This is a genomic window from Nocardioides sp. Root682 (assembly GCF_001427795.1).
GTDB lineage: Bacteria > Actinomycetota > Actinomycetes > Propionibacteriales > Nocardioidaceae > Nocardioides.
Genome location: NZ_LMHJ01000002.1, coordinates 550,958 through 574,185 on the forward strand (window position 1 = coordinate 550,958; position 23,228 = coordinate 574,185).

A 23,228-nucleotide genomic window follows, 5' to 3' on the forward strand; every position below is an offset into this window, starting at 1 on the left:
CGGATCAGATCCGCTCGATGATCGTGCCGGTCGCCATCGCGCCGCCCGCACACATCGAGATGAGCGCGGTGGACTGGTCGCGGCGCTCGAGCTCGTGCAGTGCGGTGGTGATCAGCCGTACGCCGGTGGCGCCCACCGGGTGGCCGAGGGCGATCGCGCCGCCGTTCACGTTGACCTTGTCCATGTCGACACCGTGCACTCCGGCCCAGGACAGGACGACAGAGGCGAACGCCTCGTTGACCTCGAACAGGTCGAAGTCGCTGATCGCCATGCCGGTGCGGTCGAGCAGACGCTGTGTCGCGTCGACCGGACCGTCGAGGTGGAAGTACGGGTCGGAACCGATGAGGGTCTGCGACACGATGCGGGCGCGGGGCGTGAGTCCGAGCGCCCGGGCCTTCGACTCATCCATGATCAACAGGGCGGCCGCGCCGTCGGAGATCTGGGACGACGTACCGGCCGTGTGCATGCCGTCGGGCAGGACCGACTTGAGGCTCGCCAGGCCCTCGAGCGTGGTCTCGCGCAGGCCCTGGTCGGTGTCGACGAGTCGGGTCTCGCCGGTCGGGTTGCCGTCGGCGTCCAGGACGGGCGCCTCGATGGCGGCGATCTCGCGCTTGAAGCGGCCTTCGTCGACGGCGGCTCGCGCCTTCACCTGAGAGGCGAGGCCGAGGGCCTCGAGGTCGGCGCGGGAGATCCCGCGGTGCTTGGCGATCCGGTCCGCAGCCTCGAACTGGTTGGGCATGTCGATGGACCAGTCGGACGGCCGCGGGTCGCCCATGCCGGGAGGCACGTTGGCGCCGAGCGGGATGCGCGACATCATCTCGACTCCGCAGGCGATGCCGACGTCGATGGACCCGGCGGCGACCATGTCGTTGATCAGGTGCGTTGCCTGCTGGCCCGACCCGCACTGGGCGTCCAGTGAGGTGCCGGCCGTGGCCTGGGCGAGGCCGGCGTACAGCCACGCCCGGCGGACCATGCCGTTGGACTGCTCGCCCGCCTGGGTCACGCAGCCGCCGATGACCTGCTCGACGAGGGCCGGGTCGACCCCGGCTCGGCGGAGCACCTCGGCCTGGATGAAGCCGAGGGTCTGGGCCGGATGGAGCCCGGCGAGCCAGCCCTTTCGCTTGCCCAGGGGAGTGCGGACGGCATCGACGATGACAGGGGTACCCATGGGCGCAGGATAGCACTGAACTAGAACAGGTTCTCGTTTTGTTCCACTCGTCAAACAGGCTTCGCGAAACCCTTTCGTTACGGGGCGGCGGTTTGTAGTGTGGGCCGAACTAGAACGTGTTCCACTACGAAAGGTTCGACGCGTGACGACCGAGCTCCTCCTTCCTGCGGGTTGGGACCCGACGAACCCCGACATCAACGCGGTGGCGCTCCCGCACGAGGAGTTCCGTTCCCTGCGTGCGAACGAGCCGATCCGCTGGATCGAGCAGCCGCCCCATGCCCGCGCGGGCTTCCTCGACACGGGCTACTGGGCCTGTACCCGGCACCAGGAGGTCCGGGAGATCTCCAAGGACAACGAGAACTGGTCGACCGCCGAGAACGGCGTGATCATCCGGTTCGCCGAGGACATGACGCGCGACCAGGTCGAGGTCCAGCGCGCGATGCTGATCCACCACGACCCGCCGGACCACACCAAGATGCGCGGCATCGTGTCCCGTGGCTTCACTCCCCGAGCGATCGCCAGCCTCAAGGACAACCTGCGCGACCGCGCGTACGAGATTGTCCAGGAGGCCGTGGACCGCGGCACGGGAGACTTCGTCGAGGACCTCGCCGCCGAGCTGCCGCTGCAGGCGATCGCCGACTTCCTCGGAGTGCCGCAGGAGGACCGCAAGAAGATCTTCGAGTGGTCCAACTCGATGATGGGGTACGACGACCCGGACAACACCTCCGACCCGGCCACCGCGTCGATGGAGCTCCTCGTCTACTTCGACGCCCTCGCCAACGAGCGCCGCGCGAACCCGCAGGACGACATCGTCACCAAGCTCGTCAGCGTCGGCCTGGACGACGACCACGGCTCGCTCACCAACGACGAGTTCGGCTTCTTCGTCATCCTGCTGGCCGTGGCTGGCAACGAGACGACGCGCAACGCGATCAGCCACGGCATGCACGCCTTCTTCCAGCACCCCGACCAGTGGGAGCTGTGGAAGAAGGAGCGCCCCGAGACGATGATCGACGAGGTCATCCGGTGGTCGACGCCGGTCACGGTGTTCCAGCGGACGGCCAAGAACGACGTCGTCGTCGCCGGCCAGGAGGTCAAGAAGGGGGCCAGGGTCGGGATCTTCTACGCCTCGGCCAACTTCGACGAGACGGTCTTCGACGACCCGTTCACCTTCGACATCACGCGCGAGAAGAACCCGCACGTCGCGTTCGGCGGGCACGGTGCGCACTACTGCATCGGCGCCAACCTGGCCCGGATGGAGATCAAGCTGATCTTCGATGCGCTGGCCGATCTGGCGCCCGACATCTCGCTTGCTGACGAGCCGCGCCGGCTGCGCTCGGGCTGGCTGAACGCGATCAAGGAGATGCAGGTCAACTACCGGTAGTCAGTTCAGCCGGGTTTCAGCCGGGGTCCGCAAGAATGGCTGCTCCCGACCCTGCCGGAGGCTGCCATGCGCGTACTCGTCGTCGATGACGAGCAGCGGCTCGCGCGATCCCTGAAGCTGGGGCTCGAGGCCGAGGGCTTCGCGGTCGACGTCGTCCACGACGGGACCGACGGGCTCTGGATGGCCCGGGAGAACGAGTACGACGCCATCGTGCTCGACCTGATGCTGCCCGGGATCAACGGCTACAAGGTCTGCGAGGCACTGCGGGCCGAGAAGAACTGGACGCCCATCCTGATGCTGACGGCGAAGGACGGCGAGTGGGACCAGGTCGAAGGCCTCGACACCGGGGCCGACGACTACCTCACCAAGCCGTTCTCCTTCCCGGTGCTGGTGGCGCGCCTGCGCGCCGTCGCCCGTCGGGGCGCGAAGGAACGACCGACCTCCCTGGAGGCTGGTGACCTCAGGGTCGATCCTGCCGCGCGGCGAGTCTGGCGTGGCGACGTCGAGATCGAGCTCACGGCGAGGGAGTTCTCGCTGCTGGCCTTCCTGACGCGGCACACCGGTGACGTCGTCTCCAAGCGACAGATCCTCGAGGCGGTCTGGGACGACGACTTCGAGGGCGACCCCAACATCATCGAGGTCTACGTCCGGCACCTGCGCAACAAGATCGACCGGCCCTTCGAGCGGGACGCGATCCAGACCATCCGCGGGGCCGGCTACCGGTTGGCGAGCGACGGTGGCTGAGGTGTTCTGGCGCCGCGCCTCCGTGCGGCTGCGTACGACGGCTGCGGCCGTGCTGGTCGTGGCGATCGTGCTCGTGGTCGGCGGCTTCGTCCTGGTGGCGCTGGTCCGTGACTCGCTGCATGACGGCGTGGAGGCCACGGCGGAGCAGCGAGCCTCCGAGCTGGTCGACCAGATCGCGACGACCGGTCTTCCGGCCTCAGGCACCGCCGAGAGCGACGGCGACGAGGACCCGGAGGACGACGACGAGGACGACGAGGTGGAGCTCGACGACCTCGTGTGGCAGGTCATCGACCGCAATGGCGCGGTGGTGCGCTCGTCCCAGCCGCTCGACCGTCCCGTGGCACGCGACGACCACGACGAGGCGAGCCTCCCGGGCGGGGAGGATCCCTATCTCGTCGTGACCGACGAGGCCGCGGGAGGCCTCGTGGTGGTGGTCGCCGTCTCGCTCGAAGACCTCGAGGAGTCCACGGCTGCCCTCGTGGGTCCGCTCGTCGTCGGGCTGCCGCTCCTGCTCGTCCTGCTCGGCGGCACGACCTGGGTCGTGGTCACGCGGGCCTTGGCTCCCGTCGAACGGATCCGCCGCGAGGTGGAGCAGATCACCGGTGACCGGCTCGACCGGAGAGTGCCCGAACCACCGGCACAGGACGAGATCCACCGCCTTGCCCACACGATGAACCTGATGCTGGGTCGCCTGGAGGACTCCCGCACGAAGCAGCAGCAGTTCGTCGCCGACGCGTCCCACGAGCTGCGCTCCCCGCTGGCCAGCATCCGGCAGACCGCCGAGGTGGCCAGTGCGCACCCGGGAGCCCTGCCCGAGGGCGAGCTCGCGACCGCCGTGCTCGAGGAGGGGGCGCGGATGCAGCGCCTCGTCGAGCAGCTGCTGATGCTCACGCGCGCCGACGAAGGTGCCCCGAGGCGTTCCCATGACGTGGACCTGGACGACCTGGCACTGGCCGAGGCACGACGGGTACGTCGGTCCGGCCTTGCCGTCGACACCTCCGGAGTCGCGCCCGGCCGGGTCCGCGGCGACGAGGTCGCCCTCGCCCAGGTGGTGCGCAATCTCGTCGACAACGCAGCCCGGCACGCCGTCGCCACCCTCGCGATCGCCGTGCGCGACGTCGTCGGGGGAGTCGAGCTGGTCGTCGACGACGACGGCCCCGGCATCCCCGAGGCCGACCGTGCCCGCGTGTTCGAACGGTTCGTCCGGCTCGACGAGGCGCGTGCTCGCGACGCCGGGGGCAGCGGCCTCGGACTGGCCATCGTGGGCGAGATCGTGGCGTCGCACGGCGGCGGCGTGCAGGTGTCGACGTCGCCCCTCGGCGGCGCCCGGTTCGTCGTACGGCTGCCCGCCGAATCTCCTTCCTGAACGGGCCTTCAGGAGCGTTCAGGCTGGCTTCAGTGCGGTCGGGAGAGGCTGGGTTCATCCAGTCAGGAACCCCGAGAAGTAGCCCGGAAAGGCACCCTCATGAAGACCACCCTCCGCCGCAAGCGCATCATCCTTCCCACCATCGCCGCCGTTGCGATCCTTGCCGTGGGCGGCACGATCTGGACCGCCACTGCTGACAACGACGTGAACGGCGACGAGCGCGACCGGGTCGCCAACGCGGCCACCAGTGCCGTAGGTGGCGAGGCCGTTGACGTCGAGACCAGCGACGACCGGGGCGAGGCCTACGAGGTCGAGGTCCGTCAGGCAGACGGCTCTGAGATCGACGTGACCCTGGACAAGGACCTCAAGGTCATCACCAAGGATGCCGACGACTCCGACGAGAGCGACGACGCCGATGACCGCGTGCTGAGCGGGAGCGAGCGGGCATCGGCTGAGAAGGCCGCGCTGGCCGCTGTCGGCGGCGGGAAGGTCGTCGACGTCGAGGCGAGCGACGACCGTGGCGCCGCGTATGACGTCGAGGTGCTCGACAAGTTCAACGTCGAGTGGGACGTCGACCTGGACGTCAACTTCAAGGTGCTGAACAAGATCGCCGACAACTGATCCATGTCGAGCGCGCAAGGGGGCAGCCGGTAGGGCAGGCTGCCCCTTATGCATTTCGTCGGAGTCGACCTCGCGTGGGGCGACCGTAGGCCCACCGGTCTGGCTGTCCTCGACGAGGACGGCCAGCTGGTGTCGGTGGCCACGGTGACCAGTGACGACGAGATCGTGGAGGCACTGGCGTCGTACGTCGAAGGCGACTGCCTGGTCGCCATCGACGCTCCGCTGATCGTGGTCAACAAGACCGGCAACCGCCCCGCGGAGGCCGAGCTGAACAAGGACTTCGCCCGTTTCGATGCGGGCGCGCACCCGTCGAACACCGGCAAGCCCGAGTTCAGCGGCCAGCCCCGTGGCGCGCGGATCGCAGGTCGTCTGGGGCTCGACATGAATCCACGGTCGGGACGCGCGCGCCGCGCCATCGAGGTCTACCCGCACCCCGCCACCGTGGCCCTGTTCCGGTTGGGGCGGACGCTCAAGTACAAGAACAAGGCGGGTCGCGACTTCGAACAGCTGCGCGCCGAGCTGCTCGTCCTGGTCAGCCTGGTCGAGGGGCTCGTCGCCGCGGATCCGCCGATGACCGTCGGGGGCCCGGCCTGGACGGGGCTGCGCACGGCGGTCGAGACGGCAACGCGCAAGAGCGAGCTCCGCGTCGTCGAGGACCAGATCGACGCCGTGATCTGTGCGTATGTCGGACTCTTCGCCGACCGTCGGCCCGAGCAGACGGTGACCTACGGCGACTTCGAGACGGGCTACATCGTCACGCCTGCGCTTCCGGCCGACCTGGTCCCGGCGCCGAGGACAGCGGCGGCCGACGTGGGCGCTGCGGGTGCCGCCATTCGTGAGTACGCCGAGATCCAGCCTCAGCTCCGCCTGGCGACCGACCAATTCGTCCAGCTGGTCACCGCGATCCTCGACGAGGCGGGCATCAACTACCTGACCGTCACGGGCCGGGCGAAGTCGGTGTCCTCGTTTGCGGCCAAGGCCGCACGCACCGTGGACGGCCGACCCGTCTTCGGCGACCCGTTGCGCGAGATCACCGACCAGATCGGGATCCGTGTGATCACCTACGTGCACAGCGACGTCCAGGCGGTCGCCGACCTGATGGAGGACCAGGTCGTCGTCCACGACGACCGCGACATGGGTCGCGAGACGGCCAGTGAAGGGCGCTGGGGCTACGCCAGCCGCCACCTGCTGGTCGGGCTGGATCCGGCGCGCGAGGGCCACGACGAGTTCGCACTGCTGCGCGGCAGGCAGGCCCAGATCCAGGTCCGCACGGTGCTGCAGCACGCCTGGGCCGAGTTCGAGCACGACATCCGTTACAAGGGCACGATCCCGGACGAGTACGTCCCTGACCTCGACCGCAGGTTCACCCTGGCTGCCGGGCTCCTCGAGCTCGCCGATCGCGAGTTCTCGACCATCCGCGACCGGCTCCAGTCGGGGATGACCGGACCGAGTGACGAGGCCGAGGACGACGACCCGCGGATCAGCCCACGCGAGCTGGCCGCCTTCCTCGCCGGTCAGTACTCCGACTCCGGCTGGTCCCGCACCGACCACTACACGTGGATCTCCGCGCTGGTGCTGGAGCTCGGCATCACCTCGCTCCACGAGCTCGGCGAGACGCTGCGGTCCGTGGACGACGAGGCGCTCAAGGAGCGGATGGACTATCGCTACCCGCCGGGCGCCGTACGACGGCTCGACGACGCCCTGCTGTGGGTGTACGGCGACACGTACGTCGACCTGCGCGCCAACGCTGATCGGGTGCCGGCGTTGCGGGCACGGCTGGCCAAGCTGCGCGGCGGAGCCTAGGAGCTGAGCGCGCGGACCTCGGTCCGCAGCCGCCCCATCTTCTGGTCGAGCGATGCTGCGGTGTCGGCCGCGTGGTGCAGCTCATCGAGCAACGTCGTGGGGACGATGCCGTCGTACTTGTAGTAGATCGAGTGCTCCACGCTGGCCCAGAAGTCCATCGCGATGGTGCGGATCTGCAGCTCGACCGGGACGTGCTCGGTGCGGTCGGACAGGAACACCGGCACCCGGATGATCAGGTGCAGGCTGCGATAGCCGTTGGCCTTGGGGGAGCGGATGTAGTCCTCGACCTCGAGCACCGTGACATCGGGCTGGCCGGTGAGCATGTCGCTGATCCAGTAGACGTCCGAGACGAACGGGCACACGATCCGGATCCCGGCGATGTCGCGGATCCTGGCCTCGATCTCCTCGAGGGTCGGCTCGCAGGCGATGCGTTCGACCTTCGCGAAGAGGCTCTCCACGGACTTGAGCCGGGTGCGCACGTGCTCGATGGGACTGTGGTCGTGCGACTGCTCGAACTCCTCACGCAGGATGGAGATCTTCGTGGTCACCTCGTCCAGGGCGAACTGGTAGCGCATCCGGAAGCGCGCCATGCCGCCCTGGAGCTCCCGCAGCTGCGCGGCTAGGTCGTCGGACGGGGTGGTCTCGATCGTGCTCACGTGACGGGTCCTCCTGGCGGGTCGGAGTCCAGCATCCCTGACGTGGCCAAGCGGCCTCAGGCGTCGACGGGGCGCTCGTTGTACGCCTCGACGCGCTCCTGGCCGGTGAGGGAGTGGATCGCGTCCATGATCTCGTCGGTGACCTGGCGGCGGGCCCGTCCGGGAGCCACACCATCGAAACGGCCGACGAAGTCGAGCGGCTTGCCGAAGCGGATGGTCACCTTCGCGCGCCGCGGCAGGGCGCCGTCGACCGGCTGCAGGTTCTCGGTCCCGATCAGCCCGACGGGCACGACGGGGACGCCGGCGGTCAGGGCGAGCTGGGCGATGCCGGTACGGCCGCGGTAGAGCCTGCCGTCACGGGAGCGGGTGCCCTCGGGATAGACCCCGAACGCGTCACCGCGGCCGAGGACCTCCAGCGCGATGTCGAGGGACTTGAGCGCAGCCTGCGTGTCATCGCGGTCGACGGGAACCATGCCCAGGCCCTCGAACCAGGCCTTGCTCATCCGTCCCTTGATCCCGGGACCGGTGAAGTAGTCCGACTTCGCCAGGAAGACCACCTTGCGGGGCGCCACGATCGGGATGACCACGCTGTCGGCGAAGCTGAGGTGGTTGCTCGCGATCAGCACCGGCCCGGACATGGGGACGTGCTCGATGCCCTCGATCGTGGGGCGCCACACGGCGCGCGCGACGGGAGGGACGATGGCGTGGAGGACCTCGTAGAGCACGGACCCAGCCTAGAAGGCCCGGCGTCCGTCGTACCCATCCGCACGGAGGGGTGGGCTCGGTTCGTGGTGGTCGTCACCCGCGTGGCCGGCACTGGCATGATCCCCGCGTGACCGAGAACCGTGCGCAGGAGTGGAGCACCTGGCGCACCATCGTGGCCTTCGGGTTCGTCAGCCTGCTGGCCGACATGGTCTACGAGGGGATGCGATCCATCTCGGGTCCGTTCCTCGGCACGCTCGGCGCGTCGGCGCTGGTCGTCGGGATCGTCACCGGCGCCGGCGAGGCCATGGCGCTCCTGTTGCGACTCGGCACCGGACCCTGGGCGGACCGGAGCGGGCGGCACTGGCATCTGACGGTCGTCGGGTACTCCCTCACGGCGGTGTGCGTGCCGTTGCTGGCCCTGGCCCCGGCCGTGGGTACGGCGGGCGTGGCGGTCGCCGCAGCGTTGATCCTCTCCGAGCGGGCCGGCAAGGCGATCCGGAGTCCCGCCAAGTCCGCGCTCCTCGCGCGAGTGGCCTCGCGCGGGAGCCTCGGGAAGGCCTTCGGCGTCCACAAGGCGCTCGACCAGGTGGGTGCCTTCGCCGGACCGCTCGTCGTGGCCGGTGTCGCGGCCGCGACCGGCGTGCTCTGGCCGGGCTTCGCCGTGCTGGCCGTCCCGGGGGCGCTGTCCCTCCTCGTGCTCGCGCAGCTTGCGCGCAAGGTGCCGGCCCTGACGGCGCCCGAAGAACCTCCCGCCGACCTTCCCGATCAGGCCCCGCGTTCGGGCCTGTCCGCAGCGTTGGGCATCGACCTGCCGCCCCGGTTCCACCTCTTCGCTGGTGCGTCCGCCTTGGCGACCGCCGGACTGATGACCTTCGGCGTCATCTCCTACCGGTTCGTCGAGGAGGGCGTCGTACCCCTCGCCGCATCGCCTCTGGTCTACGCGCTGGCCATGCTCACTGCGGCCGCCGCAGCGCTGGCGACCGGCGTCCTGTTCGACCGTTGGGGTGCGCGGGTGTTGTACGTCGTCCCGGTGCTTGTCGCCGCGGTGCCCGCATTGGCGTTCGCGGACCGGTTGCCCCTCGTCCTCGTCGGTGTGGCGCTGTGGGGTGTGGCGACCGGCGTGCTCGACTCGACGGTGAAGGCCCAGGTCGCGGCCGTCGTACCCTCGTACCGCCGCGCAACCGGGTACGGCGTGTTCGCCGCCGTGCAGGGGATCGGCGCCCTGATCGGTGGTGTGGCTGCCGGTGCCCTCGTCACAGGACACCTCGGTGCCCTGATCGGGGTCGTCGCCTCCGCGCAGGTCGTGGCGATCGCCCTGCTTGCGCGGAGCGGCCTGACTACCTGAACGTCGCGTCGCTGTGCGCCTCTGCGACGATCACCTCCGCGCCGCTCACGAGTGGCGGGACGATAGCGTTCAGGACCACGTGAATGGCGCGGACCGTCAGTCCCGTATGACCTGTCTCCGGTCCGTCCGGGACCTGCTCGTTCAGGACCACGAAGCCGATTCCGAGGGGTAGCTGGATCACCGTGTTCGGAGCCACGTTGGCGTTGATGGGTATGCCGGCGACCATCAGGCCGACGAACTGCGTCCCGGTGGCGTTCGAGGATCGTGACGTCTTCGTCGCCGTGCTGTTGGCCTGCGATCTGATCGTCGTCGCCTTGACCAGACAGTTCTGGGCCACGAGCCTCAGCACGCAGACACCGGCCGCCTGGGCGTAGCTCGATGAGGTGCTCGACGTCGCACCGTTCGTGCCCGTGGTGTTCGTGGCCGCGTCCTCGGTGGTGAGGATCGTCCCGTCGGCCGGCAGCGCGGAAGCGGTCACGCTGTTGTTGGCGCTGCCGCCACTGGCGGGGATCTGGACGAAGCCGACGTCGACCGGGCCCAGCAGCGGGTTGACGAACGCGGACGCGAGCACCGCATGGCCGCTCACCGCCTGGACGGGCGCAGTCTCGTCACACACCCGCGTCTGCTTGTGCTCCGAATGAGCTGTCGCCCTGGCGACGGTGATCTCGACCGGAGCTCCGCCCAGCGTGAGCAGGCCGCCGATGGTGCCGCCCGTGATCAGGACGCGCACTGCCGTCACCGTCAGGTCGGACTTGTAAGTTCCGCCCGAAAGGACGCCACTTGCCGGCCCGCTGGTCGAGCCGGTCTGCTCGTTCACCGCGACGTACGATCCGGCCCCGTACAGGCCCTTGTTGAGGGCCGTTCCATCGAGGCGGATCTTCGTCCCGGGAGCGACGTTCAGGAGCGCCTGACCCAGCACCTTCAGGTTGACGGCGGTGGTTCCCGCCGCCGAGTACGACGACGCGTCACCGCGCGCCGTCGTGGAGGCCACGGACCGCACGACGTCGGCGGTGACCACTCCGCCGAGCAGGTTCAGACCCAGCACCTCTGCGGTGCTCGTCTGGCGCGCACCGAGCGTCGGGGTGACCTGCGACGCTGACGTCGTGGTCAGGACGCTGGCCTTGGCGATGCTGGCCAGGCCCGCGACACCGAGGATGTTGAGGTTGAGAGCCTGGTCATCGTCGAGCGCGCTTCCCGGCCCGGTCCGGCTGCTGGCGGCCTTCGAGATCTCCGCGTTGATCAGCGGGATGCCCAACAGCGGTGCATAGACCTTCAGCCCGAGCGCGTCGCCGTTGGCCTTCGCCGTCGACGGGTCGGCGGTGGGCTGCACGGGGACACACGCCTGGTTGGAGCTGACCGGCGTGCCTCCGTTCTGCACCAGGCTCTTGATCTGTGCCACGTTGCAGATCCCGCACGCGTCGATCGTGGCCGAGACGGTGATCGTCATCGTGACGCTGCCGGTCTCGCCGGGGTCGACCGTGCCGACATCCCACGTGACCGTGCTGTCAGTCCTGGTGCAGCCGCCGGTGCACGATTCGTACGTCGTCCCGGCTGGGACCGTCTCGACGATCGTCGTTCCGGTCGCCGCACCGTTGCCGGTGTTGCCGTAGGTCAGCGTGTAGGTGATCTTGTCGCCGGCACGGACCGTCGACTGGTTGGCGGCCTTGGCGAGAGTCAGGTTCGAGGTGGCCGTCACGTTGGTGGTCGTCTCGTCGGAGTCGTCCGGGTCCTCCTGATCCGTGTCGATCACCGCGACGTTCTTCACCGCCGTCGTTCCGGCAGTGACGTTCGTCGCGAGCGTCACCTTGAACGTCAGCGTCACCGAGCCACCCGCAGCGAGCGTGCCGACCTGCCAGGTCACCGTCGGGGAGCTGAACGAGCACGACGTTCCGCCCGTGCACGAGCCCGCGAGGTAGGTCGAGCCGGACGCGACGGTGTCGGTGACGACCACGCCGGTCGCCGCAGCGTTGCCCGTGTTGGTCACGATGATCCGGTACTCGAGCGTGTCACCCGGCGACGCGTTGGCGGTGTTCCCGAACGAACCGCTCGCCGTCACGTTGCGAACGTCCTTGTTGCCCGACGTGTTCGGGTTCGCCGCCACGTTGGTGGTCGTCTCGTCGCTGTTCTCCGGTTCCTCCTGGTCGGAGTCGACGACGGCCGTGTTCTTCACCGGGGTCGTTCCGGCCGGGAAGGTCGCGGCGAGGGTCACCCTGAACGTCAACGCCACCGAGGCGCCCGCGGCGAGCGTGCCGACCTGCCAGGTCACCGTCGGTGAGCTGAACGAGCACGACGTTCCGCCCGTGCACGAGCCCGTGAGGTAGGTCGAGCCGGACGCGACGGTGTCGGTGACGACCACGCCGGTCGCCGGCGAGTTGCCCGTGTTGGACACGATGATGCGGTACTCGAGGACGTCGCCCGGCGACGCGTTCGCGGTGTTCCCGAAGGATCCGCTGGTCGTCACGTTGCGAACGTCCTTGTTGCCCGACGTGTTCGCGTTCCCCGCCACGTTGGTGGTCGTCTCGTCGCTGTTCTCCGGTTCCTCCTGGTCGGAGTCGATGACGGCGGTGTTCTTCACCTGCGTCGTTCCGGCCGGGAAGGACGCGGCGAGGGTCACCTTGAACGTCAGCGTCACCGAGGCGCCCGCGGCGAGCGTGCCGACCTGCCAGGTCACCGTCGGGGAGCTGAACGAGCACGACGTCCCGCCCGTGCACGAGCCCGTGAGGTAGGTCGAGCCGGACGCGACAGCGTCGGTGACGACCACGCCGGTCGCCGCAGCGTTGCCCGTGTTGGACACGATGATGCGGTACTCGAGGACGTCGCCCGGCGACGCGTTGGCGGTGTTCCCGAAGGATCCGCTGGTCGTCACGTTGCGAACGTCCTTGTTGCCCGAGGTGTTCGTGGTCGAGGTGACGTTGGTGGTCGTCTCGTCGCTGTTCTTCGGATTCTCCTGAGCGGAGTCGACGACGGCCGTGTTCTTCACCGCGGTCGTCCCCGGCGGGAACGTCGCGGAGAGGGTCACCCTGAACGTCAACGTCACCGAGGCGCCCGCGGCGAGCGTGCCGACCTGCCAGGTCACCGTCGGGGAGCTGAACGAGCACGACGTCCCGCCCGTGCACGAGTTCGCGACATACGTCGAGCCCGACGCAACAGCGTCGGTGACCACCACACCCGTGGCAACGCCGGGTCCGGCGTTGGTGACGATGACGCGGTACTCGAGGACGTCACCCGGCGCCGCGTTCGCGGTGTTCCCGAACGAGCCGCTGGTCGTCACGTTGCGAACGTCCTTGTTCGCGGACGTGGACGGCGTCTTGACGGTGACGGTCGTCGCGCCGGAGGGCTTCTGCCCCTCCTCGGTGGTCGTCGCCGTTGCGGTGTTCTTGATCTCCGTCGCTGTGCCGGCCGCAAAGGTGCCAACGATTTGGACTCGGAAGGTCATGCTCACTGAGCCTGGGGCGACGTCACCCAGGTTCCACGTCAGCGTTGACCCGCTGACCGAGCAAGCCGGGCTGCAGCTGCCGGCCACGAGCGTCTGGTTGCCGGCGAGGGTGTCGGTGACGACGACGTTGTGGGCGATCCCCGGACCCGCGTTGGTGTAGTTCAGCTTGTACTCGACGACGTCGCCGGGTGCTGCGTCCGTCGACCCGGCGAACTGCGAACCGGTCACGGAGGCGTTGCGGACCGACTTGGTCGTCGTCGACTGCGGGCACTCGCCGATGTTCAGTGCCTGCCGCTTGGTGTAGTCCTTGAGCGTCGAGTTGGGCGCCGTCGACGCGCGCGTCTTCATGTGCACCCCGGCGAACTCGTTGCAGCCGATCTCACCGATCGTCTTGGTGAGGTTGATCGCGGCCTCGCCGAAGTCGCCGTTGGCGTGACCGGGGATCGTCAACGAGGGCGGGATGTTGACCGCGCCCCCGGCGTTCGCGCCCAGCGCTACGTCGTTCCACGCCGTCCCGTTCCAGTTCGAGGCCACGACGTTGATGACCGAGCCGCCCTGGTCGGTGTCGAAGGAGATCCGTTGATCGCCGGGTGTCCGCGCCGCGACGTCCGGGCAGTCGGCGCTCGCCGGCGCCGAGGACTTGTTGAACTCGTACGCCATGTGCGCGTCGCCGTTGGTGGCCGCGCGGAAGAAGTTGACGTAGATCCACTGATCACCGGCGACGCGCCGGAACGCGACCTGGCCGCTGACGATGTCGTCCTTGTCGGGCCCGCTTCCCATGTCGCAGTCCCAGCCCGAGGGGGCGTTGTCCTTCGAGCCGGTCGCGAAGATGTTGTCGGCGCTCGACGGGAGGTCAGTGAAGTTCGTCAGGTTCGGTGGGGGCGTCGACCAGTCGATCGGATCTCCGCCGCCGGAGTCGTCGAGCAGGTTGCCGTCGATCTCGAAGCCACCGACCGTGGCGGCGTGGGCGCTGGGGACCTGCGCGAACATCACGCCTATCAACACGAGCGCCAGGACTCTGATGCCGAACCGAACCAATTGCCTCATCGCGCGCCTCCATGGGCCCCCATGCGCGCAAGTGCCTGCGACGATCCCCCTGGCTGGGTGCGCTCGGGTCGACGCTCCACGAGAACTCCGGACCCGAGAATCGGACAGCAAATCGACCATAGGAACGTGGCACGGGCAGCGTCAACTGTCGAAAGTGTGGGCTTCCTGGTCGGCGAGCGCGACGATGATGCCCTCAGGGCCGCGCACATAGGCCATCCGCCAACCCCCCTGTTCGCCCACGTCACCGACGAGGCCGTAGCCGTTCGCTGCCAGCACATCAAGGACCGCAGAGAGGTCGTCGACCTCGAACATCACGTTGCGGATGCCGAGCTCGTTGGACATCGGGGCGGGGGAGCCGGGCAGGTGGTCCGGCGTGACGAAGGTCGAGAGCTCCACGCCGGCGCCGCCGCCCGGAGGGCGCAGCACGACGATCCGGCTGTGCGAACCGGGGATCCCAATCACGGCGTCGACGAACTCGCCCTCCATCGATGCCGTTCCCTCGACCTCAAGACCGAGGGTGACGAAGAATGCGGTCGCGGCGTCGAGGTCCGCGACGGTGATGCCGACGTGGTCGAAGCGCAGGTTTGCCATGGGTCAGTCCTCCAGTGGTGGTGTTGGTCCGTCGAAGCAGGGACGGAGCCGACATCGGATCCTCGACATGAGTCATACGAGACCTTCGAAGTGGTCCATGGGACCGCACAATGGGACCGTGAGCAACGTGTCCCGTCATGGAGTGCGCGCTGACGACGGGTTCGAGTTCGCCTGCTCTGCCTGCGGTGTGCTCGCAGCGACCCTTTCCGTGAGGGGCGCGGGGCAGACGATCTACGACGGGCCGTCGTACCGACTGGAGTTCCTCGGAGAGAACAGCGGCATCGTGCCCGCCGGCCTGGTCGAGCTGCTCGAAGGACGCGACGAGATCGACCCGCTCGACGTCGCACACCTGCACGGGGAGCTCGGAGCGTTCTGCTGCGTGGCCTGCGAGCTCAACTACTGCGCGAAGTGCTGGTCGACCTGGATCGAGTTCGACGAAGGTTTCTACGACTGCACACGCGGACGGTGCCCGAACGGTCACGAGCAGATGCTCGATGACTGACCTCAGTCGCGGGCGGTGAGCACCAGCGGGTCGCCGTCCGTGATGGCGACCGTGTGCTCGACGTGGGCGCCACGCGAGCCGTCGGCCGACCGGATGGTCCAGCCGTCGGGGTCGAACGTGATCTCGTCGGTGGTGTGCAGGAACCACGGCTCGATGGCGATGACCAGGCCGGGGCGCAGCTTGAGGCCGCGGCCGGCGCGACCGTCGTTGGAGATGTGCGGCTCGCCGTGCATGGTCCGGCCGACACCGTGGCCGCCGAACTGCAGGTTCACCTTCAGGCCCTCGGCGTGCGCGACGCTGCCGATGGCGAACGAGATGTCACCGATCTTGTTGCCCGCCCGCGCGGCGTCGATGCCGGCGTCGAGGGCACGCTGCGTGACGTCGATGAGCCACTGGTCCTTCTCGTTCGGCGTACCGACGATGACCGACAGGGCCGAGTCGGCGACCCAGCCGTCGACCGAGGCGGCGAAGTCGACGGAGAGCAGGTCGCCGTCCTTCAGCACGTAGTCGAAGGGGAGCCCGTGCAGCACGGCGTCGTTGACCGACGTGCACAGCACCTTGCCGAACGGGCTGGCGCCGAACGAGGGGTGGTAGTCGATGTAGCAGGACTCCGCACCCGCGTCCCTGATCATCTTGTGCGCCAGCGCGTCGAGCTCGAGCAGGTTCACACCCACGGCGGCCTTCTCGGAGAGGGCCTTGATCACCGAGGCGACGAAACGCCCGGCGGGACGCATCTGCTCGATCTGGGTGGGGGTGCGGAGCTCGATCACGAAACGAGCCTATCGGGCGCCGCCGCCGTCAAGAATTCGTCAGTTGGTGGGCTTCTCCGAGCCAACCACCCACATCGCGAAGAACTGCGACCCGCCGCCGTACGCGTGGCCGAGCGCCCGTCGTACGCCGTCGACCTGGTGCTCGCCGGCCGCGCCGCGGACCTGGAGCGCCGCCTCGCCGAAGCGGAGCATGCCGGACGCACCGATCGGGTTGGAGGACAGGACGCCGCCGGAGCAGTTGACCGGGATCTTGCCGGTCATTGCGGTCTCGCCTGCCTCGGTGAGCTTCCAGCCGTCGCCCTCGGCGGCAAAGCCGAGGTTCTCCAGCCACATCGGCTCGAACCACGAGAACGGCACGTAGATCTCGGCCGCGTCGATCTCCTCGATCGGGTTCGTGATGCCCGCCTGCTTCCACAACGCTGCTGCGGCGTCGCGTCCGGCCTGGGGGTTGACCTGGTCGCGCTCGGCGGCCGTGGTGGCCTCCGAACGCATCACCGTGCCGTGGATCCACGCCGGGTTCGGCGATGACTTGGCGGTGTCCTCGTCGACGATGACCAGTGCGCAGGCGCCGTCCGAGGACGGGCAGGTCTCGTCGTACCGGATCGGGTCCCACAGCATCTGCGACGCCATCACCGACTCGACGGTCGTGCCTTCGTTGTGGAGGTGCGCGTACGGGTTCTTCAGTGCGTTGTTGCGGTCCTTGGCAGCCACGATGGCGCCGATGTGGTTCGGGGCGCCCGAGCGGCGGATGTAGGACCGCACGTGCGGCGCGAAGTAGCCGCCGGCACCGGCGTGGACGGGCATGTTGAACGGCAGCGGCACCGACAGCGCCCACATCGCGTTCGACTCGGACTGCTTCTCGTAGGCGACCGTCAGCACTCGCTTGTGAACGCCGGCCTGGACCAGGGAGGACGCAACGATGGCGGTCGATCCGCCGACCGAGCCGGCCGTGTGGACGCGCAGCAGCGGCTTGCCGGCTGCGCCGAGCGCCTCCGCGAGGAACAGCTCGGGCATCATCACGCCCTCGAACAGGTCCGGCGCCTTGCCGACGACGATCGCGTCGATGTCATCGAGCGTCAGGTTCGCGTCGAGGAGCGCACGGTCGATGGCCTCGCGGCACAGACCCGCCATCGAGACGTCGAGGCGCTTGGCACGGTGGTGCGTCTGGCCGATGCCGATGATCGCTGCAGGCTGCTTGCCCATCAGTTGTTCTTCCCTTCGGTCGACCCGGACAGGGTGCAGACGAGGTTCTGCTGCAGGGCGGGGCCACTGGTGGCGTGGGCAAGGGTCTTGTCGGCCTCGCCGGACCAGATCCTCGTCGCGGCCTCGCCGACGCGGATGCCACCTGCGGAGAACATCGGGTTGCTCGCGAGCGCGCCGCCGGACGGGTTGATGGCGACGTCGTCGCCGAGTCCGAGCTCCTTGCGCAGGATGAGCTCCTGGTGGCTGAACGGTGCGTGCAGCTCGGCCACCTCGACACCGCCGAGGTCGAGCGCCGCACCGGCCCGCTGGGCCGACGGGGACCGGGTGAGGTCGCGGACGCCCATGCCCATCGGGTCGACGTAGTGGGAGATCCCGGTGAGCCAGGCGGGCCGCTCGCGGACCTCGCGAGCCTTGTCGCCGGCTGCCAGGACCAGGGCCGCCACGCCGTCGGTGACGGGGGCGCAGTCGTGCTTGCGCAACGGATCGGCGTACATCGTGCGCGCGAGCAGCTCGTCGACCGAGGAGCCGCCCTTGCGGATGGCGTACTCGTTCTTCTCGGCATCGGTCAGCGACCGGTTCGCGACCTCGGCCATGGCGCGCTCGTCCCAGATGCCGGCGTCGATGCCCGCGCGGGCCTGGAGGCCGGCGAGGGACACCGTGTCGGGCCACAGGGGCGTCATCGTGTACGGCTCGAGCTGGAGCGCCAGGGTGCGGCGCAGCACGCCGGCCGAGCTCTTACCAAAGGCGTAGACGAGGGCGGTGTCGACCTCGCCCGTCTGGATCTTGATCCACGCCTCGTACATGGCCCAGGCAAGGTCCATCTCCACGTGCGACTCGTTGACCGGGGGGATCACCCCGATGGCGTCCACCGCCTGGACGAACGAGAACGAACGGCCGGCAAGGTAGTCCGAGGAGCCGGAGCACCAGAACCCGACGTCCCGGCGGGTCCAGCCGGTCTGCTCGTAGAGCTCCTTGAACACCGGCACGAGGAGCTCGACACAGGTCGGGGACCCGTCGAACTGGGGCATCTGTCGCTGGGCGAACCCGACGACGGCGACGTCACGCATCTGTCCGTGTCTCCCGTCTCAGAGGTGCTGCTTGTAGGTGTCGAACTCGGCGTCCGGATCGCCGGTCGGCGCGAAGTGGTCGATGTTCTCCAGGGAGTACGCCCACTCGTCCTTCGGCTTCCAGACGGCCTTGACGCGCATGCCCATCCGCACCTCGTCGGCGGGAACGCCGAGGATGAGGTGAAGGACCGCGATGTCGGCGCCGTCGAGGAGGACGTACGCCGAGACGTACGGCGGGGTGATCTTCTGACCGAGGAAGGGCACGTTGACGATGCAGAACGTCGTGATGGTGCCGGTCTGCGAGAGCTCGACCTCTTCCTCCGTCGGCGTTCCGTCGGCGGGGCAGGCGCTGCGCGGCGGGACGTAGACCTTCTCGCAGGTGGGGCAGCGCTGGCCCATGATCCGGCCCTCGTTGAGGCCGCGGTAGAACAGGGATTCCTCGGGGGAGGCCGCGTAGTTGTAGTCGAGCGAGACGGTGGTGACGACACCGGTGACCGGCTCGCTGGACGCGGCCACCGGGGCGGCGGCCTCCGTCTCGCCGGGAGCCAGCGGCTCGAAACACGCGATGTCGTTGATGTGGCCGAACCGCTCCGCGGCCCAGCGCACGCGCACCCGCATGCCGCTGCTGACCTCGGCGGGCGACGAGACGTCCAGCGCGTGCAGGAGCGGCACGTCGGCACCGTCGAGAGTCACCAGGGCGAAGGCGAACGGCCGGTCGAACGGCTGGCCCTTCACCGGTTCGGGGACCCAGGTCCAGGACGTGACCGTGCCGACGGAGGAGACCTCCACGAACTCGGTCGTCGCCTCGTGGGTGACGGGGTCGAACTCGAGCGGCGGTACGACGACCTCGCCGGCCGAGGTCCGTCCGCCCACCACGACGCCGTCGCGGAGTCCGGAGAGGAAGCGACCGACGACAGGGCCGGTTGATCGCGTGTAGTCGAAGGCGACCGTGACAGGCGCCTGCAAGGTACGGCTCATGGGCCAAAGTGAAACATGTTCTGCTCAAAAGTGAAACACGTTCTAGAAATGCGGCGCGTCGTCAGGGCATGATTCGAACCATGAAACTGGGACTTCAGCTGGGTTACTGGGGCGCGCAGCCTCCGCAGGGCGTCGGCGAGCTGGTGGCGGCCGCCGAGGAGTCCGGGTTCGACGCGATCTTCACCGCCGAGGCGTGGGGGAGTGATGCCTTCACGCCGCTGGCCTGGTGGGGTCGCGAGACCAGCCGGGTCCGCCTCGGCACCTCCATCGTGCAGATGTCCGGACGTACCCCGACGTCGATCGCCATGCACGCCCTCACCCTCGACCACCTCACCAACGGCCGCGTCATCCTCGGCATGGGTGTGAGCGGACCCCAGGTCGTGGAGGGTTGGTACGGACAGCCGTTCTCCAAGCCCCTGGCTCGCACGCGCGAGGTCGTCGAGATCATCCGCCAGGTCCTGGCCCGGGAGGCACCGGTGACCAATGCCGGCCCCCATCACCCGCTGCCCTACAACGGCCCCGGCGCCGTCCACCTCGGCAAGCCGCTCAAGCCGATCGTGCACCCGCTCCGCGCCGACCTGCCGATCTGGCTCGGCGCCGAGGGTCCGAAGAACGTCGCCCAGACCGCCGAGATCGCCGACGGCTGGATCCCGATCTTCTACACACCGAAGAGCGCCGACATGTACCAGCCGTGGCTCGACGAGGGCTTTGCCCGACCGGGCGCGCGTCGTACCCGCGCCGACTTCGAGATCTCGGCGACGTGTCATCTCCAGGTCGTGCAGAACGCCGCCGAGAAGCAGGCGGTCATCGACGCGATGAAGCCGTACGTCTCCCTGTACATGGGCGGCATGGGTGCCAAGGAGCAGAACTTCCACACCCAGGTCTTCGGTCGCATGGGGTACGCCGACCTGGCCGAGGAGGTGCAGAACCTCTACCTGGCGGGGGAGAAGGACAAGGCGACGGCACTGATCCCGGACGAGCTGGTCGACGACATGCACATCATCGGTACCGCCGGTGAGGTGCGCGAGCGGGTGGCTCAGTGGGAGGAGACCGGCGTGACCACGCTGCTGTTGTCCTCGAGGAGTGCTGCCGAGATCCGTCAGGTCGCCGAGCTGTTGGCCTGAGCGATTGGGCGGGTTCGTCCAGAACGCTGGTCGCTGTCGGCGACGGCGGCTAGCGTTTCGGGCATGAGGCGGGAGCCGCACGAGAACGTCGCCACGGTGCTGGTGGATCCTGCGCTGCTGCGCGACCTCGAGCTCGAGCTGATGGAGCTCGACCTGTGGCTGTGGCCGGTGCGCACTGCGCCGATCTGTGTCGATGGTCCACGGACCGCCTTCCAGGTCCGGCGAAGGCTCATCGAGGCCAGGCGCGGGGCCTGGGACTGCGCGGCGACCTGGATCCCGGTCTGGATCAGCTTCGGCGAGCGCTGGTCGAACGGCGAGGACCCGCTGCCCTGGTCGGCCCATCGTGCGCTGTGGGACGCCCTTGAAACGCACTCCGACCAGGTGCGGTTCCAGCGCCGGCTCGGTGGAGTCCAGCCGCTCATCGCGCCGGTCGAGCGCCGCGCCGGTTGACCCTCCTTGCCCACGACTAGAACACGTTCTAGTCTGGCGTCGTGACCGACACGCTTCGTACTCCCGCCCACAACGGCCACCTGATGGTGGCTGCCCTCAAGCGGCACGCGCACCGACCCATCGTCCACCTCGGCGATGTGACGCTCACGGGCGCCGAGACCGCCGACCGGATCTCGCAGTACATCCAGGCCTTCGAGTCCCTCGGTGCCGGCCGCGGTACGCCGGGTGCGCTCCTGGCACTGAACCGGCCCGAGGTGCTCTTCATCCTCGGTGCCGGCCAGACCCAGGGCTTCCAGCGCACGTCGCTGCACCCGCTCGGCTCCGCCGACGACCACGCGTACGTCATCAACGACGCCGGCATCACCACGCTGGTCATCGACCCCTACTTCGCAGCTCGCGCCGTGGAGCTGCTCGGCAAGTGCCCGGGGCTCAAGCAGGTGCTCACCATCGGACCCGTGCCGCCCGAGCTCGCCGAGGTCGGCACCGACCTGAACGAGGTCGCCGCTTCGTTCACGCCGAAGCCCGTCGAGGCGGCCGTGCTCGAGCCCGACCACATCACGTCGATCACCTACACCGGTGGCACCACTGGCAAGCCCAAGGGCGTGATCGGCACGACCCGCGCGTTCTCGACGATGTCCCAGATCCAGATGGCCGAATGGGAGTGGCCGGCCGAGCCGCGCTTCCTGATGTGCACGCCGCTCTCGCACGCCGGCGCCGCGTTCTTCGTCCCCGTGGTGCTGAAGGGCGGCACCCTCTTCGTCTCGTCGCGGTTCGACCCTGCCGAGGTGCTGGCGACCATCGAGGAGAAGAAGATCAATTCCCTGATGCTCGTGCCGACGATGCTCTACGCGCTGATGGACCACCCGGACTCACACACGCGCGACCTGTCGTCGCTGGAGACCGTCTACTACGGCGCCTCGGCGATCAACCCGGTCCGCCTCAAGGAGGCGATCGAGCGGTTCGGACCGATCTTCGCCCAGTACTACGGGCAGTCCGAGGCCCCGATGGTGATCACCTACTTCCCCAAGGGCGACCACGTGGACGCCGACGGCAAGCCGGTCGAGGAGCGCCTCACGTCCTGTGGCCGCCCGTCGGCGTACCTCCGGACGGCCCTGCTGGGCGAGGACGGCAACCCCGTGCCCCAGGGCCAGCCGGGTGAGATCTGCGTGGCCGGGCCGCTGCTGTCGGCCGGCTACTGGCAGCTGCCTGACGAGACCGCGGCGACCTTCCGTGACGGCTGGATGCACACCGGCGACGTCGCCCGCGAGGACGAGAACGGCCTCTGGTACATCGTCGACCGGACCAAGGACATGATCGTGACGGGCGGTTTCAACGTCTTCCCCCGCGAGGTCGAGGACGTCATCGCCGAACACCCCGCGATCGCGCAGGTGGGTGTGATCGGCACGCCGCACGAGAAGTTCGGCGAGGCCGTCACTGCCGTCGTGGTCCTGAGGGACGGCTACGAGCTCACCGACGACGTCGTCGCCGAGATCAAGGACGCCGTCAAGGAGCGCAAGGGCTCCGTCCAGACGCCCAAGGACGTCATCGCTGTCGACGCGCTGCCGCTCACCGCTCTCGGCAAGCCGGACAAGAAGGCGCTGCGTGCGCGCTTCTGGACGGGTGATCGCTCGGTCGGCTGACGGCGGGTCAGCGTGGCGGCAGCTGCTCGAGGATGGCGACCATGGCGTCGAGCTCGGGAGCGTGGTCGCCGCCGCCGGGCGCGCCCGGGATGATCACGACCCACAGGTCGTCGCCGCCGATCACGTTGCCGATGACGAGGTCTCCCGTGTCCTCGGCCTCGACGCAGGCGAACCCACCGATCTTCGGGATCTCCCGCGGTGCTGCTGTGCAGCTGACCCGTGCCGAGGCAAGGCCGAGGTAGAGATCGTCGAGGTCCTCACCAGGGCGCTTCTCCACGCGCTGGACGCCCAACCGGGCACCACGGTCGCTGGCGAAGGAGCAGCCGCCGGCCTGGCGGTCGATGATGGTCCAGCTCCCTGCGATCGCGTCGCTCACCGAGGCCGGGGTGAGCAAGCAGGGGCCGAGGGAGCGAGCGGTCGCATCGGGCGTGCTGGTGGGACTTGGCACGGCCGTCCCGAACGAGGCCGGGCTGGACGAGGAGGAAGCTGCCTCGGACGGCGATGACCGCGACGGCTCGGACTTCGGAGCCGGCGAGTCGTTGTCCCCACAGCCTGCGAAGGGAGCAACGGTGAGCAGGAGTGCGGCCACGAGAGCCCGAGAACGGCGATTCACAGGTGGGACTCTATCCAG

General features: G+C 68.8%; 20 protein-coding genes. 10 read left to right on the forward strand and 10 right to left on the reverse strand.

Features of this window, described 5'->3' with window-relative positions:
* Nucleotides 1-4: 4 nt before the first annotated feature.
* Entirely contained in the window at nt 5-1,168 is a 1,164-nt protein-coding gene (locus ASD84_RS14930; RefSeq protein ID WP_056711902.1) for a steroid 3-ketoacyl-CoA thiolase, read from the reverse strand.
* Nucleotides 1,169-1,310: 142 nt separating this feature from the next.
* On the opposite strand from ASD84_RS14930, the gene ASD84_RS14935 reads away from it, so the two are divergent.
* The 5 genes from ASD84_RS14935 to ASD84_RS14955 all read left to right on the forward strand — a co-directional run bounded on the left by ASD84_RS14935 (nt 1,311) and on the right by ASD84_RS14955 (nt 7,083).
* A complete protein-coding gene (locus tag ASD84_RS14935; RefSeq protein WP_056711905.1) occupies nt 1,311-2,549 on the forward strand; it encodes a cytochrome P450 in 1,239 nt (412 codons plus the stop codon).
* A gap of 66 nt (nt 2,550-2,615) precedes the next feature.
* Nucleotides 2,616-3,293: a response regulator transcription factor gene (locus tag ASD84_RS14940; protein ID WP_056711908.1), complete on the forward strand. Its 678-nt coding sequence runs from the start codon at nt 2,616-2,618 to the stop codon at nt 3,291-3,293.
* On the forward strand, nt 3,286-4,659 hold the full coding sequence (locus ASD84_RS14945; protein ID WP_082573537.1) for an ATP-binding protein: 1,374 nt from the start codon (nt 3,286-3,288) through the stop codon (nt 4,657-4,659). Before ASD84_RS14940 ends, ASD84_RS14945 begins: the two co-directional genes overlap by 8 nt.
* A 99-nt stretch (nt 4,660-4,758) precedes the next feature.
* Nucleotides 4,759-5,280, forward strand: a complete 522-nt coding sequence (locus ASD84_RS14950) for a PepSY domain-containing protein (RefSeq protein WP_056711911.1) — start codon at nt 4,759-4,761, stop codon at nt 5,278-5,280.
* A 48-nt stretch (nt 5,281-5,328) separates the two neighbouring features.
* Nucleotides 5,329-7,083, forward strand: coding sequence for a DUF429 domain-containing protein (locus ASD84_RS14955; protein WP_056711914.1), 1,755 nt, complete (start codon nt 5,329-5,331; stop codon nt 7,081-7,083).
* On the opposite strand, the gene ASD84_RS14960 is transcribed toward ASD84_RS14955, so the two are convergent.
* Nucleotides 7,080-7,739: a GTP pyrophosphokinase family protein gene (locus tag ASD84_RS14960; RefSeq protein WP_056711917.1), complete on the reverse strand. Its 660-nt coding sequence runs from the start codon at nt 7,737-7,739 to the stop codon at nt 7,080-7,082. The genes ASD84_RS14955 and ASD84_RS14960 overlap by 4 nt on opposite strands.
* Before the next feature lie 56 nt (nt 7,740-7,795).
* On the reverse strand, nt 7,796-8,464 hold the full coding sequence (locus ASD84_RS14965; RefSeq protein WP_056711920.1) for a lysophospholipid acyltransferase family protein: 669 nt from the start codon (nt 8,462-8,464) through the stop codon (nt 7,796-7,798).
* Between the two features lie 107 nt (nt 8,465-8,571).
* Here ASD84_RS14965 and ASD84_RS14970 point away from each other — a divergent pair, with 107 nt between their 5' ends.
* Nucleotides 8,572-9,789 (forward strand): MFS transporter, encoded by a 1,218-nt coding sequence (locus ASD84_RS14970; protein ID WP_235531126.1) that lies wholly within the window; start codon nt 8,572-8,574, stop codon nt 9,787-9,789.
* On the opposite strand, the gene ASD84_RS14975 is transcribed toward ASD84_RS14970, so the two are convergent.
* Both ASD84_RS14975 and ASD84_RS14980 read right to left on the reverse strand, forming a co-directional pair.
* Nucleotides 9,782-14,272, reverse strand: a complete 4,491-nt coding sequence (locus ASD84_RS14975; protein WP_162251541.1) for a choice-of-anchor P family protein — start codon at nt 14,270-14,272, stop codon at nt 9,782-9,784. The genes ASD84_RS14970 and ASD84_RS14975 overlap by 8 nt on opposite strands.
* 141 nt (nt 14,273-14,413) lie before the next feature.
* Nucleotides 14,414-14,863, reverse strand: coding sequence for a VOC family protein (locus ASD84_RS14980; RefSeq protein ID WP_056711924.1), 450 nt, complete (start codon nt 14,861-14,863; stop codon nt 14,414-14,416).
* A 118-nt stretch (nt 14,864-14,981) separates the two neighbouring features.
* Here ASD84_RS14980 and ASD84_RS14985 point away from each other — a divergent pair, with 118 nt between their 5' ends.
* A complete protein-coding gene (locus tag ASD84_RS14985; RefSeq protein ID WP_156391958.1) occupies nt 14,982-15,365 on the forward strand; it encodes a hypothetical protein in 384 nt (127 codons plus the stop codon).
* A 2-nt stretch (nt 15,366-15,367) separates the two neighbouring features.
* On the opposite strand, the gene map is transcribed toward ASD84_RS14985, so the two are convergent.
* Genes map through ASD84_RS15005 form a run of 4 tightly spaced genes read right to left on the reverse strand, consistent with a single transcriptional unit; the run spans nt 15,368 to nt 19,383 of the window.
* A complete protein-coding gene (gene map / locus ASD84_RS14990; RefSeq protein ID WP_056711929.1) occupies nt 15,368-16,135 on the reverse strand; it encodes a type I methionyl aminopeptidase in 768 nt (255 codons plus the stop codon).
* A 39-nt stretch (nt 16,136-16,174) separates the two neighbouring features.
* Nucleotides 16,175-17,338 carry a thiolase domain-containing protein gene (locus ASD84_RS14995; protein ID WP_056711933.1) on the reverse strand — a complete coding sequence of 388 codons (1,164 nt, stop codon included), beginning with the start codon at nt 17,336-17,338 and terminating at the stop codon, nt 16,175-16,177.
* Nucleotides 17,338-18,405: a thiolase domain-containing protein gene (locus ASD84_RS15000; protein ID WP_056711936.1), complete on the reverse strand. Its 1,068-nt coding sequence runs from the start codon at nt 18,403-18,405 to the stop codon at nt 17,338-17,340. The genes ASD84_RS14995 and ASD84_RS15000 overlap by 1 nt, the downstream gene beginning before the upstream one ends.
* Before the next feature lie 18 nt (nt 18,406-18,423).
* Complete coding sequence (locus ASD84_RS15005; RefSeq protein WP_056711938.1) at nt 18,424-19,383, reverse strand: Zn-ribbon domain-containing OB-fold protein; 960 nt, start codon at nt 19,381-19,383, stop codon at nt 18,424-18,426.
* Nucleotides 19,384-19,463: 80 nt separating this feature from the next.
* On the opposite strand from ASD84_RS15005, the gene ASD84_RS15010 reads away from it, so the two are divergent.
* From ASD84_RS15010 to fadD8, 3 genes are all read left to right on the forward strand, one after another.
* Nucleotides 19,464-20,507: an LLM class F420-dependent oxidoreductase gene (locus tag ASD84_RS15010; protein ID WP_056711942.1), complete on the forward strand. Its 1,044-nt coding sequence runs from the start codon at nt 19,464-19,466 to the stop codon at nt 20,505-20,507.
* Nucleotides 20,508-20,570: 63 nt separating this feature from the next.
* Nucleotides 20,571-20,957 (forward strand): hypothetical protein, encoded by a 387-nt coding sequence (locus ASD84_RS15015; protein ID WP_056711947.1) that lies wholly within the window; start codon nt 20,571-20,573, stop codon nt 20,955-20,957.
* Nucleotides 20,958-20,998: 41 nt separating this feature from the next.
* Nucleotides 20,999-22,597, forward strand: coding sequence for a fatty-acid--CoA ligase FadD8 (gene fadD8 / locus ASD84_RS15020; RefSeq protein WP_082573550.1), 1,599 nt, complete (start codon nt 20,999-21,001; stop codon nt 22,595-22,597).
* Nucleotides 22,598-22,604: 7 nt separating this feature from the next.
* Here the strand turns inward: fadD8 and ASD84_RS15025 are convergent, their stop codons facing one another.
* Nucleotides 22,605-23,210, reverse strand: coding sequence for a hypothetical protein (locus tag ASD84_RS15025; RefSeq protein ID WP_156391960.1), 606 nt, complete (start codon nt 23,208-23,210; stop codon nt 22,605-22,607).
* Between the last annotated feature and the right edge of the window lie 18 nt (nt 23,211-23,228).

Bases quoted from the DNA above. Each gene is read 5' to 3' on its own strand.
- ASD84_RS14930 (WP_056711902.1), bottom strand. From the start codon at position 1,168: ATGGGTACCCCTGTCATCGTCGATGCCGTCCGCACTCCCCTGGGCAAG.
- ASD84_RS14940 (WP_056711908.1), top strand. From the start codon at position 2,616: ATGCGCGTACTCGTCGTCGATGACGAGCAGCGGCTCGCGCGATCCCTG.
- ASD84_RS14950 (WP_056711911.1), top strand. From the start codon at position 4,759: ATGAAGACCACCCTCCGCCGCAAGCGCATCATCCTTCCCACCATCGCC.
- ASD84_RS14955 (WP_056711914.1), top strand. From the start codon at position 5,329: ATGCATTTCGTCGGAGTCGACCTCGCGTGGGGCGACCGTAGGCCCACC.
- ASD84_RS14975 (WP_162251541.1), bottom strand. From the start codon at position 14,272: ATGAGGCAATTGGTTCGGTTCGGCATCAGAGTCCTGGCGCTCGTGTTG.
- ASD84_RS14980 (WP_056711924.1), bottom strand. From the start codon at position 14,863: ATGGCAAACCTGCGCTTCGACCACGTCGGCATCACCGTCGCGGACCTC.
- ASD84_RS14995 (WP_056711933.1), bottom strand. From the start codon at position 17,338: ATGGGCAAGCAGCCTGCAGCGATCATCGGCATCGGCCAGACGCACCAC.
- ASD84_RS15000 (WP_056711936.1), bottom strand. From the start codon at position 18,405: ATGCGTGACGTCGCCGTCGTCGGGTTCGCCCAGCGACAGATGCCCCAG.
- ASD84_RS15005 (WP_056711938.1), bottom strand. From the start codon at position 19,383: ATGAGCCGTACCTTGCAGGCGCCTGTCACGGTCGCCTTCGACTACACG.
- ASD84_RS15010 (WP_056711942.1), top strand. From the start codon at position 19,464: ATGAAACTGGGACTTCAGCTGGGTTACTGGGGCGCGCAGCCTCCGCAG.
- ASD84_RS15015 (WP_056711947.1), top strand. From the start codon at position 20,571: ATGAGGCGGGAGCCGCACGAGAACGTCGCCACGGTGCTGGTGGATCCT.